Source organism: Chryseobacterium rhizosphaerae (assembly GCF_003385455.1).
GTDB lineage: Bacteria > Bacteroidota > Bacteroidia > Flavobacteriales > Weeksellaceae > Chryseobacterium > Chryseobacterium rhizosphaerae.
This window is the reverse complement of record NZ_QNUF01000012.1, coordinates 73592-85522: the sequence shown is the minus strand read 5'-3', so window position 1 is coordinate 85522 and position 11931 is coordinate 73592. Positions and strand designations below refer to the sequence as shown.

Sequence of the window (11931 nt, the reverse complement as noted above, 5' to 3'; positions counted from 1 at the left end):
GCAATAGAGGATAGCCGATTATAGAATTTACTTACTGACAGACTTACCGGAAAAATTGAGAATAGATCCGGATTTGTTTCCTTCCAGAGGGTGTTGCTGCATGTAAAAAAATCCTGAAACTGCAGTCAGGAGCAAGAGTACAAAAATAACCAGAACAATTCTTTTTAACATGTCTCTCATATCGCTAAATTTTTAATATCTCTAATCTCTAAAGTGGAAGTTGGGTATCCTTTTTGTACAGCATTGATCATAGCTTTCCCCACTTCGTGTAAAGATAATGATTTTGACGGTAAAAAAATAGGAAAAAACCAAATAAAAGGTTTGAAAAACCATTTTACATTCAATTGACCTTCAACGGGTTTCATAAATCCGGGACGAAAATTATAAGCGCTTTTGAAATTCATCTTTTTTAAAGCGTTTTCTGTTTTCCCCTTCACTCTTGCCCACATTAGCTTTCCACTTTCCGTGCTATCAGTCTGAGCTCCTGAAACATAGGTGAAGACCATTTCTGGATTCTGATTCAGAACAGCTTTTGCCAAATGCAGAGTGGTATCGTAAGTAATTTTAGTATAGTCTTCCTCATTCATCCCGACACTGCTGATCCCGGCACAGAAAAAACAGGCATCATAGCCTTTCAGGTTTTCATCATCGATATGTATTGACAAAAAGTCAGAAACAAGATATTCCTTTAGTTTTGAATGCTTTTTTCCGGAAGGTTTTCTGCTTATGCTTAGTATTTCAGAAACATTCGGGTTTTCCAGGCATTCCAGTAAAACACCTTCACCTACCATTCCGGTAGCTCCTGTAAGAATTATTTTGATTGGGTTCATTGTTTTGCTATTGATAGTTGTATGACGGATGAGGGATCGGGTTTACTTTAAAGTTAGGGATTTTTTTTTGTTTAAAGAATAAAGAATAAAGAATAAAGAATAAAGAATAAAGAATAAAGAATAAAGATATTAAAATTCAATAGGAGCGGACTTTAGTCCGCTTTCATAGATAAATACAATTCATTGGGCTTTAGCCCAAACTTAAATTTTAGATGATGAATGAGAATTTCATAGCCCTGATTGCAGCGACATCCTTTTTCCGGAATGGCTTTTAAAAGTGGCTGTAGAAAAAGATACAGCGGAAAGCAGGAATAGCTTCAAAAAAAGAAAAACCGGACCAATACGGCCCGGTTTTCAAATATAATATTGTAAAAATTATTCTTTATGGTGTAGCTGACTGTAAATATTCTGGATCAATCCATCTGCCACAGAGATCTTAGGAACGAAAATCCTGTTGATATCCGACCATGACATTACATTGTTGAAAATGCGTAAGGCAGGAACTAAAACATCTGCTCGGTCTTCTCTCAGGCTATAGTTTGTCATCCTTTCTTCTACTGAAAGTTCATTAAATTCCTTATATACCTTTTTAAGATGAGATAAAGACATTGGTTTGCCTTCTTTTGTTTTGCTCATGGAGAAAATCTTGTTGATATTTCCTCCAGAACCTATAGCAACAATAGGTTTTTTACTGACAATATTTTTTTTGATCTCTTCTTTCATCTCTTTCCAGTTGTCTGCCGTGACAAGGTCATTAAGCAGACGGATGGTTCCGATATTAAAGGATCTTTCGTAGAGCATTTTACCGTTTTCGTAGAAGGTAAGTTCTGTAGAACCTCCACCTACATCGATGTATAAATAAGCAAAATCTTTGTCGAGACCTTCAGCTACGTGGTTTTCATAGATCAGGGTAGCCTCTTCATCTCCGGAGATAATTTCTATATTGATTCCGGATGTCTCCTGCACCTGTCTGATGATTTCATCACCGTTTGCCGCATCACGCATGGCACTTGTAGCACAAGCCCTGTAATGGTCTACTTTATAGATCTTCATGAGGTCGCTAAAGATCTTCATGGAATCGATGACCATTTTTTCTCTTTCGCTGCCTATTTTTCCAATGGTGAACACATCCATTCCCAGCCTCAGAGGGATTCTTAAGAGGTTGAGTTTAATGAATTCAGGTTTTCTATTATTTATTTTTACTTCATTAATAAGAAGTCTGGCTGCGTTACTTCCTATGTCTATCGCTGCGATCTTCATTTTTTGTTGGTTTTAGCTTTTAAATATTTATAGGTTTCTATTTGAGAGCGACATTCTTTCTTGTCATTTCTTACATATTCGTTGCTCAGTTTCTTATCTAAAATCCGGGCTTTTACATTGTCTCTGAGCTGAATGTCGAGAATATCTTTAATTTCTTTTTTTAGATTTTTATCTGTAATTCTTGCTGCTGCCTCAATTCTGTAATCGAGGTTTCGGGTCATCCAGTCTGCAGAAGAGATGTAGATGTCCTCAGAGCCTTTATTGTAAAAATACATTACCCTGGCATGTTCCAGATATTCATCAACGATACTTATCGCTTTTATTTTTTCTTTAAAGTCTTTTTGATTGACGGCGCAGTAGATTCCTCTTACAATAAGCTTTGTCATTACTCCTGCTTTTGCGGCCTCATAAAGTTTTTCAATTAAAGATCTGTCACTTAGAGAATTGGCTTTAACAATAATTTCGGTTTTTCTTCCGGCTTTAGCCTCTTCAATTTCTTTATCAATATGGTGAATGATTTTTTCACGCATAAATTGTGGACAAACCAATAGGTTTTTGCAGGTTTTCAATACCGGAAGATAATCATCTTTTGGTTTTTTCAGGACATTGAAGACTTTATTGATGTCTGCCATAATGCCACGGTCAGCTGTCAGTAACAGATGATCTCCATAGATTCTGGCTGTTTTTTCGTTGAAATTTCCGGTGCTTACAAATCCATACTGAATGGTTTTGTTATGGGCTCTTTTTTTGATCACACAAAGTTTGGCATGCACTTTTTTGTTGGGAAGTCCCACCAGTACTGTAATTCCTTCGGGTTCCAGCATGTCTTTCCATTTCAGATTGGATTCTTCATCAAATCTTGCCTGAAGCTCCAGCATGACGGTTACTTCTTTGCCATTTCTTGCGGCATAGATCAACGCATTGATGATCTTTGAGCTGCTTGCCATACGGTAGGCTGTGATCTGTATAGATTTTACATCCGGGTCCATAGCTGCTTCACGAAGAAGATCGATGACCGGATTATATTTATGGTAAGGAAAAGTAAGCAGTATATCTTCTTTTAAAATGACGTCTGTTACCCTTTCACCGTGTTCAAAAGCCTGATGGGTGAAAGAAGTTCTTTCCTCGGGTCTTGCATAGGTCTCAAAAACATCGGGAAAGTCCATGAAATGTTTGAAGTTATGGATTTTTCCTCCCGGAATAATACTGTCTTTTTTAGTAAGGTTAAGCTTTCTGATCAGGAGCTCCAGGAGTGCCTTATCCATATCTTTATCAAATACAAAACGGGTAGGTTTTCCTTTTCTCCTGTTTTTGAGTCCTTTTTCTATTTTTTCTGCGAAGTTGGTACGGATGTCATTATCAAGATCCAGTTCAGCATCTTTTGTTACTTTAAAAGCATTGGCTGCAAATTCGTCATACCCGAAATAAGAGAAAATATGGGGTAAGTTGAAGGTGATGACATCTTCCAGCAGCATTACATTTTTCTCTTCCGGATCTTCAGTAGGAAGCAGTACAAATCTTCCGACAAATCGTGAAGGAATCTCAATAATGGCATAGTTGCTGGAATACTGCCAGTCTTTTTTTCTCATCGCAACACCCAGATAAAGACTTTTATCTCTTAGATAGGGCATGGGAGTATTCTCATGAAGCAGGATAGGGATCACATTAGATTCCACCACTTCATCAAAATAATTTCTGACAAATTCCTTTTGTTTGGCAGTCAGATTTTTAGAATTCTTAATGAAAACTTTATGGTCAGCCATTTCTGCCTGGATTTTTTTCCAGGTTTTATCAAAATTCAGCTGGTGTCTCATCACAATGTCGTTAATGTGCTGAAGAATTTTGGAAGGAGGCTGATAGAAAGATTCAGCAATCACTTTTTCCTTAAAATCCATGGCACGCTTTAATCCGGCAACACGTACTCTGAAAAATTCATCCAGATTATTGGAAAAAATGCCGAGGAAACGTATTCTTAAATGAAGAGGGACTTTCTCGTCCATAGCCTCCTGTAAAACTCTTTCATTGAAGGCAAGCCATGTAATATCTCGCGGATTAAAGTGTAATGACATTCTTAAATGTATATAATTTATCAAAAATAATAATTCGTAAAGTTTCTGACTCTATTTATAAGGTTAAACTTTGATTAATTTTTAAGGAAGAGTGAATTATTGCTCCTGGGTTGATAGTAATTATCCGGAGATCATTGTGAATCAGTGTGTTTTTTATATTTTTATTTTTATTTTCTAATAACTAAATACCATGAAAAAAACAATTGTACTGAGTGTATTACTTTCTGTGGGGGTAATGAAGGCCCAGCATAAACAGAGATACGGTCTTTTTGCAGGAGTCAATATCAGCAGTCTTTCAGGCTCTGATGCGGACGGTTTCTCTTCCAGAACAGGATTTCATGCCGGTGGTTTTATCTGGAATTATCTGTCTGATAAAATTTCTATCGATGTAGAACTGGCCTATTCACAGATGGGATCAGATTTTAATGCCAATATTCCTTATAAGTTCAATGATATGAACCCTTCCTCATTTTCATTAAGTGGGAAATTAAAAGCAGATTATCTGAGACTGCCCGTATTGTTCAGCTATCATCCTATAAATGACCTTTCTGTTTCTTTAGGACCGGAAATTGGGATTTTAATCAACAAGGAACTTGAATATAACCAGAGCATCAATGGGACAACGAAACAAAAACCGGATAATATGCAGCAATTTGATGCCGGAATAAAAGTAAAAGCACAGTATATTTTTGCAAAACATTATCTGGCCTCAGTGGGATATTACTTTGGAATGACAAAAATTTATAAAAGCACTGCAGTATATGCTTCCAATTCTTTGAATTTTCAGGATGCCCCTAAAATATATAATTCCAATCTTGGAATATCTGTAGGCTATGTTTTTTAAATTTTCCCGCACGAATGCTGGCTATTGTCTGCTGATTATCTGAAAAAATTTCCATATTAATCTATAGAAAACCTCGATGTAACGGGGTTTTTATTTTTATTGTGTCATTTTGTCACAAATCTTTGAATGGTACAGATATTGAGAAATTGAGAGTGTAAATTAAACTTAAAAATTAGAAAAAATAAAATATTATGAGTAAAATAATTGGAATTGACTTAGGAACAACCAACTCTTGTGTTGCTGTTATGGAGGGTAAAGACCCTGTTGTTATCCCAAATGCAGAAGGTAAAAGAACAACACCTTCTATTGTAGCATTTACAGAAGATGGTGAAAGAAAAGTAGGTGATCCTGCAAAAAGACAGGCTGTAACGAATCCAAAGAAAACTGTATACTCTATCAAAAGATTTATCGGAACTCACTTTAAAGAAGATGCTAAAGAAATCTCAAGAGTACCATATGAAGTAGTAAGCGGACCAAACGATACGGTAAAAGTAAAAATTGACGATAGAGAATATACTCCACAGGAAATTTCTGCAATGACTCTTCAGAAAATGAAGAAAACTGCTGAGGACTACCTTGGACAAGAAGTAACAAGAGCGGTAATTACTGTTCCTGCATACTTCAATGACGCGCAAAGACAGGCTACTAAAGAAGCTGGTGAAATTGCAGGTCTTAAAGTAGAAAGAATTATCAACGAACCTACAGCTGCAGCGTTAGCGTACGGTCTTGATAAAAACCATAAAGATCAAAAAATCGCAGTATATGACCTTGGTGGTGGTACTTTCGATATCTCTATCCTTGATTTGGGAGATGGTGTATTTGAAGTATTATCTACAAACGGAGATACTCACTTAGGAGGTGATGACTTTGATGATGTGATCATCAACTGGATGGCTGATGAGTTCAAAGCTGAAGAAGGTGTAGATTTAAAAACAGATGCTATTGCTCTTCAAAGATTGAAAGAAGCTGCTGAAAAAGCAAAAGTTGAATTATCTTCTTCTGCTCAGACTGAAATCAACTTACCATATATTACAGCTACAGCTACAGGTCCTAAACACTTAGTGAAATCTTTAACTAAAGCTAAATTTGAGCAATTATCTGCTGATTTGGTAAGAAGATCTATGGAACCGGTTGCTAAAGCATTAAAAGATGCAGGTTTATCAACTTCTGATATTGACGAAGTAATCTTGGTAGGAGGTTCTACAAGAATCCCGATTATCCAGGAAGAAGTAGAAAAATTCTTCGGTAAAAAACCTTCTAAAGGTGTTAACCCGGATGAGGTTGTAGCAATTGGTGCAGCTATCCAGGGAGGTGTATTGACAGGAGACGTAAAAGACGTATTACTTCTTGACGTTACTCCACTTTCTTTAGGTATCGAAACTATGGGTTCTGTATTCACTAAATTAATTGAAGCGAATACGACAATCCCAACTAAAAAATCTGAGGTATTCTCTACAGCTTCTGACAATCAGCCAGCTGTAAGCATCAGAGTAGGACAGGGAGAAAGATCTATGTTCAACGACAACAAAGAAATCGGTAGATTTGATCTTACAGATATTCCACCAGCACCAAGAGGAGTTCCTCAAATTGAAGTAACTTTCGATATTGATGCAAACGGTATCTTAAGTGTATCTGCTAAAGATAAAGGTACAGGTAAAGAGCAAACAATCAAAATTCAGGCTTCTTCAGGTCTTTCTGATGAGGAAATTGAAAGAATGAAAAAAGAAGCTCAGGAGAACTCTGCAGCGGATGCTAAGAAAAAAGAAGAAGTTGAAATTTTCAACAAAGCTGACGGATTGATCTTCCAGACTGAAAAGCAGTTGAAAGAATTCGGTGAAAAGCTTTCTGCTGACAAAAAAGCAGCTATTGAAGCAGCTCACACAGAATTGAAAACAGCTTTCGAAGCTAAAAATGTTGATGATGTAAAAGCTAAAACTGAAGCTTTAGATGCAGCATGGATGGCCGCTTCTGAAGAATTGTATGCAGCAGGTCAACAACCGGGTGCTGATGCAGGAGCAGGAGCTCAAAACCCTGGAGGTAGCAATGCAGGAGGTGAAGATGTACAGGATGCAGACTTCGAAGAAGTAAAATAATCGATGTAGTAAGAAATACGAACATCTATTTATAAATTAAACCCGCCGTAAACAACGTTTACGGCGGGTTTTGTATTTAGCAGAGAGTAGTTCCTGCTAATAATTCTTATAGCTTTATAGCAGGAGATTCAAGTATTTTAACGCTTGTATTGGCTATTACTGTTGCAGTTCCTAGCTCATCTATAGGTTTTGATTGATCTCTTCTTAAAATCTGAGTAATATCTCCTTGTAATACATCATATTTCCAGTCTTTTGCACATAGAAGGGTAGGACCTTTTATACTTATTGGAGCCTTGTAATTCACTTTTGAACCTTGTATTTTTGTAAGGACTGTGATCATTTTTTTGCTATTAGCGGGTATTTTCGTTTTATAAGTACTGGTTAAGGTTGTTTCTTGGTTATCCTCTTTTCCGTAGCCACCTTCTCCAGCAACGGTTATTTCAGTATTGACCTTTCCTTCAAAAATAGTTGGTATGCCTACCACAAAAGTAGCTCCCACTTTAATGGAGGCTGAAGCTTTTAAGTACCAATTTGTTTTATATCCTGATTTATAAGAATAGGCTACGGTAATTTCACTGTCTTCATTACTGGAATTAACGACTTCTGTTGTATATGATGTGTCAGGTATGGTTATTTCTGTTGGCGCCACATCAACTTGTGGAGTTTCTAAAACTACAACAGTATTGGCTTTATACCATTGTTTTTCTTTTTTCGGAGTAGTATTTATTGCTACTGTTGGGGTGAAAACAACACCATATAGGTTCATATCTCCAATAGGACCTCTGGATAGTTTGAGTGCTTTTGCTAGTTCATTTCCATCATCACTACTTTCAGAATCCCATCCTAATTGAAATAGATGCTCGGCTGTAAAAGGAACTTTAGTTTCTAATTGTCCTTCATATTTTGCCAATGCATTTTTATTAAAGCTTTCTTTAAGATTGGGTTTCAGATCAATTTCTTTCACGATGGTCCAACCTTTTGCTAATAATTCCTTCTCTGTTTTATTTCCAATATTGTTAGAGGTGGCAGATTTTTCATTCTCTAACAGACCTGTACTGTCTGCTCGTGAACAGGAAACAATAGATAATACTGTGATCCCTAGATAAAGAGATCTTAAATAATTTTTTTTCATACTATTTTAGCTCTAAGGTAGCAACCCATTTAAATTGTGTTTTTAACTGGAATAATGATTGTGTTTACATTCGTATCATTATGCATAGGGGATGCACAAATGTACATAATAATTCTCTATAAAGAGATAAATAATAATATATAATTTACGTATTTTCAATGTGTTACGAGTGTTTTTGAATTTGTTTTAAAATAAACTTAATTAAGTTGTGTTAAGTGTAAAAATTATTGTTTTTCTTGCTTTCTTACTTAAAATAAAAAATAGAGGAAAATATTACTTCCCATTTTTCAGTGTTATTATAGTTGAAATGAGGAGAAAAAGATAATAAGCCCACTGTAAAAATGATATTTCGCAGCGGGCTATTAAAGAAAAATAAATTAATAATTGTGTTATAAAATTTCAACTTCTTCAGGAACAATAAAGAGAATCGTGCAGCCATTTTCAGAGGTCACAGAATGCTTAAAAGTAGGCGGAGTATATAGATAATCTCCTTTTTCCAAATGGGCATCTGCTATATGGGCACTTCCTTCTAAGATGAAAAGCTCTTCTCCGGCAGGGTGATTGTGATAAGGGTAACTTGCTCCGGGTTCAAATTTTAAAAGAATAGTGGTAGAGCGGTTTTCCTCCGGATCAAATTTTAGCGATTTTACGAAAATACCTTCGTAATGAATTCCTTTTTCAATGAGAGGTTGCCATTCTTTCTGTTCTGTTTTTACGATATAATCGTGAATGTTTGTGTTCATAATATTACATTTTAAATTGTTATTGAGGTAGAAATTGTTCTAAGGTCCATTTGTAATGAGAGAAAGTGCTCAGCAGGAATGCCCCGGCACTGAAAACAAAAACCGAATAATCCAGAGGTTCTTTAAGTCCAAAGGAAATACTCATGGCAACAGCAAATAATAGGGTGAGTATAGATGCACAAAAGGCAACTTTCTTGATACGGTATCCTACAAGAAGTAAGATCCCGATCAATACTTCGGCAACCGTGGATAATATTGCAATGCCCGGCGCAAGAGACTGAGGTAAAAAAGAATTGGTTTCTGCGGTATAGTGTACAAAGTTTTTCCAGCCGGAAGATTGAGATCCCCAAAGGTTTAATCTGCTTGCTGTCGCCGATAAAAATCCTGCAGCTAGTGCTATTCTTAATGAGAAGACGGCTATGTTCTGTTGAGTTTTCATACTTATTTTAAGTCTTAATTATAAGTACAAAGTTCAGGGAAAGAGACCTTCTAAAGAATAGAGAATTCCGGGAAAAGCATATAATATTTTAGTTTTTCACTGCTTTCTGATAGTCTTTTGGAGAGTGAGAAGTATGCTTTTTAAAGAAATTGGAAAAATAAAAAGGATCATTAAACCCAAGCTGGTAAGCAATTTCCTTTACACTCAACTTTTCATAAAGTAAAAGTCTTTTCGCTTCGGAAATAACAAGGCTGTAGATGACATTCTGTGCCGTTTTATGGGTATGCAGTTTTGAAACCTCATTCAGTTTAGCTTCAGTAGTCCCCAATAGATCGGCAAAACGAGATACCGGATAATTGTCAGCAAAATGATTCCGTACACTTTCAAGGAATTTTAAAAACAAAGCGTCGGGTTTCCAGATTTCATCTCCGTTGGCAATTTTACTGCGGTTGATTTCCACCAACAATAATTCAATTAAAGAGTGGGTGGAGATCAGATATTGATAGGGTTTTTCTTCAATTTCTTTTTCAATCCGGCTGAGAGTTTCTGTAAAAAAAGATGGATGCTGAATGCTGATCATTTCATTCATTCCAAAATGACAAAAAAGACCGTTGTGGAAAATAAGTTCAATATCACGGTCACTCTTACTGAAAAAATCCAGAGTAAATTCCAGGGCAGTCAGCTCTCCTTCTGCTATCATGAGCTGGTGGAACTGTCCGGAAGTAATCGTGATGGTATGTCCGGCTTTCAGGATGAAGATGTTTTCATCAATCAGAATTTCTGCACTTCCGCTTTGGCACCAGAAGAGTGTATATTTTATAACCCGTCTTGGCTCAGGATGTCCCGCCTGATGTGAATATTTTTTTATTTCAATCATAATAGGAATATATCGATAACTTCTGATTTTCAGTTTTTGGTTTAGCTCAGACTAAATTACAAAATTGCTCATGTAAAGATCATATACATCCATTATTTTTTAAACTTTTTCATGAAATAGCTAAGTTGCTTTTATGGCTGTTGAAACTTCAGTTGGAGCTGTAAAAGATGTTGTAGCACTTCTTTTTTACGTATTTAATTATTTGATATTCAGTATGTTTTGTGTTTTTGATGAAAATCGCAATAATGAAATCAATTATTTGTGTTTAATTTATATATTTGTTTTTATTTAGAATAAATAAAAAATATTAATATAAAAAAAAGAAATGTCATACAATCCCTGTGAAATAAGGAATTCATGAACAAGTGGATTATTTGTTATCAAAAAAATAAACTAACGATATTTTAAAATTACTACAAAAATGGCTGCCGGGCACACTTAAAAAGTGTAATTCCCTATGTGAAATGCAGCTTACGCTTTAAAAACTAAAAAAATTATGGAACAACAAAGCAAAAGGATCCTGGCACTGGATTTAATAAAAGGAATGAGTGTTATAGGAATGGTGATTATACATACCTTACTCATATTTGCGAATGTAAAATCACAATCAGAGTCGGTTATTGGAAGTTTTATTGTGTTTTTGGGAAGAGGAACTTCCATCTTTCTGATCTGTATGGGAATAACGTTTATGACGTCGAGCCATCAAAGCCTTAAGAGTGCATTAAAGCGCGGAGTTTTACTCGTATTTGCAGGCCTTTTTATGAATTTCATGAAGTTTATGATCCCTGTGATTTTTAATTTTGCTCCGGATAATTTTATCCAAAAATATGGCTGGAACGCTCCCATAGAACAACAATATGTGTATCTGGTGCTGTTGGGTGATATTTTGCAGTTAGCGGGGATGTCCTTATTATTCGTAGGCTTTATCAGAGAATATGTCAAAAATAAATATGTAATTCTTGCGATAGGATTATTGGTAGCGCTTGTATCCCGGGAAGTAAGTGGAATCAATATGGATTATCCTGTTATTAATTATGTTTTAGATCTTCTTTTTAATAATGATTACCCTGCCTATGTTTATTTTCCTGTTTTCCCATGGATGTCTTTTATTATTATCGGGATGTTTTTCGGTAAATGGTTTCTGGAAATTAATCATAACAGCAGGCAGCTGTTTAGAAATATGCTATATGTAGGACTGTTGTTTATAGCCATTGGGGCTCCTTTGGTTTTCTTATACGGTAAATACCACTACAATGGTTTTTATCACATGGGACCCGGAGGTGTTATTTATTTTGCAGGATGGACATTAGTTTTTCTGTGGCTTATTTTTAGGATCACCTTACATACGAAAGAAAATAATGCGATCAGAATTTTAAAATACTGCAGTAAAAATCTAACATCAATGTATATGATACAATGGATATTAATTTCCTGGGGTAAAGGTATCTTTGGGTATAGACAACATGGAATTGGGTATGTGCTTGTACTGATCCTGTTTTATATTGTCCTCACATTTGCCGTTCAGATTTCATTAGATATACTAAGAAAGAAGAAAACATTAGTTCTCTTTAGAAGAGCATCAATGGATGAAACCGCTCTGAAATAATACTGAAGGCTTATTGGGTTTCAGAAAAAAGGGATACC

Annotated in this window: 11 protein-coding genes; 3 read left to right on the top strand and 8 right to left on the bottom strand. The window is 35.7% G+C overall.

The genetic code is table 11. The features are described 5' to 3' along the window. Nucleotides 1-27 precede the first annotated feature (27 nt). The 4 genes from DRF57_RS23635 to ppk1 all read right to left on the bottom strand — a co-directional run bounded on the left by DRF57_RS23635 (nucleotide 28) and on the right by ppk1 (nucleotide 4159). A complete protein-coding gene (locus DRF57_RS23635) occupies nucleotides 28-180 on the bottom strand; it encodes a hypothetical protein (protein ID WP_157969890.1) in 153 nt (50 codons plus the stop codon). Then, entirely contained in the window at nucleotides 177-830 is a 654-nt protein-coding gene (locus DRF57_RS12205; RefSeq protein WP_047492077.1) for an NAD-dependent epimerase/dehydratase family protein, read from the bottom strand. Before DRF57_RS12205 ends, DRF57_RS23635 begins: the two co-directional genes overlap by 4 nt. Before the next feature lie 375 nt (nucleotides 831-1205). Beyond that, entirely contained in the window at nucleotides 1206-2090 is an 885-nt protein-coding gene (locus DRF57_RS12200; RefSeq protein ID WP_047492080.1) for a Ppx/GppA phosphatase family protein, read from the bottom strand. Next, nucleotides 2087-4159 (bottom strand): polyphosphate kinase 1, encoded by a 2073-nt coding sequence (gene ppk1, locus DRF57_RS12195; protein ID WP_047492083.1) that lies wholly within the window; start codon nucleotides 4157-4159, stop codon nucleotides 2087-2089. Before ppk1 ends, DRF57_RS12200 begins: the two co-directional genes overlap by 4 nt. Before the next feature lie 190 nt (nucleotides 4160-4349). Here ppk1 and DRF57_RS12190 point away from each other — a divergent pair, with 190 nt between their 5' ends. Next, nucleotides 4350-5003: a porin family protein gene (locus DRF57_RS12190; RefSeq protein WP_115918752.1), complete on the top strand. Its 654-nt coding sequence runs from the start codon at nucleotides 4350-4352 to the stop codon at nucleotides 5001-5003. A gap of 191 nt (nucleotides 5004-5194) precedes the next feature. Continuing rightward, nucleotides 5195-7096 carry a molecular chaperone DnaK gene (gene dnaK / locus DRF57_RS12185; protein ID WP_047492086.1) on the top strand — a complete coding sequence of 634 codons (1902 nt, stop codon included), beginning with the start codon at nucleotides 5195-5197 and terminating at the stop codon, nucleotides 7094-7096. Between the two features lie 106 nt (nucleotides 7097-7202). On the opposite strand, the gene DRF57_RS12180 is transcribed toward dnaK, so the two are convergent. From DRF57_RS12180 to DRF57_RS12165, 4 genes are all read right to left on the bottom strand, one after another. After that, the gene (locus tag DRF57_RS12180) at nucleotides 7203-8228 is read right to left on the bottom strand and encodes a hypothetical protein (protein WP_047492089.1); all 1026 of its coding nucleotides are present in this window, start codon (nucleotides 8226-8228) and stop codon (nucleotides 7203-7205) included. Nucleotides 8229-8617: 389 nt separating this feature from the next. Beyond that, nucleotides 8618-8971 carry a cupin domain-containing protein gene (locus DRF57_RS12175; RefSeq protein WP_115918750.1) on the bottom strand — a complete coding sequence of 118 codons (354 nt, stop codon included), beginning with the start codon at nucleotides 8969-8971 and terminating at the stop codon, nucleotides 8618-8620. Between the two features lie 19 nt (nucleotides 8972-8990). Further along, nucleotides 8991-9410: a MauE/DoxX family redox-associated membrane protein gene (locus tag DRF57_RS12170; RefSeq protein WP_115918748.1), complete on the bottom strand. Its 420-nt coding sequence runs from the start codon at nucleotides 9408-9410 to the stop codon at nucleotides 8991-8993. 88 nt (nucleotides 9411-9498) lie between these two features. Then, nucleotides 9499-10287, bottom strand: a complete 789-nt coding sequence (locus DRF57_RS12165; protein ID WP_115918746.1) for an AraC family transcriptional regulator — start codon at nucleotides 10285-10287, stop codon at nucleotides 9499-9501. Between the two features lie 496 nt (nucleotides 10288-10783). Here DRF57_RS12165 and DRF57_RS12160 point away from each other — a divergent pair, with 496 nt between their 5' ends. Then, nucleotides 10784-11893, top strand: coding sequence for a heparan-alpha-glucosaminide N-acetyltransferase domain-containing protein (locus tag DRF57_RS12160; protein WP_115918744.1), 1110 nt, complete (start codon nucleotides 10784-10786; stop codon nucleotides 11891-11893). Nucleotides 11894-11931 lie beyond the last annotated feature (38 nt).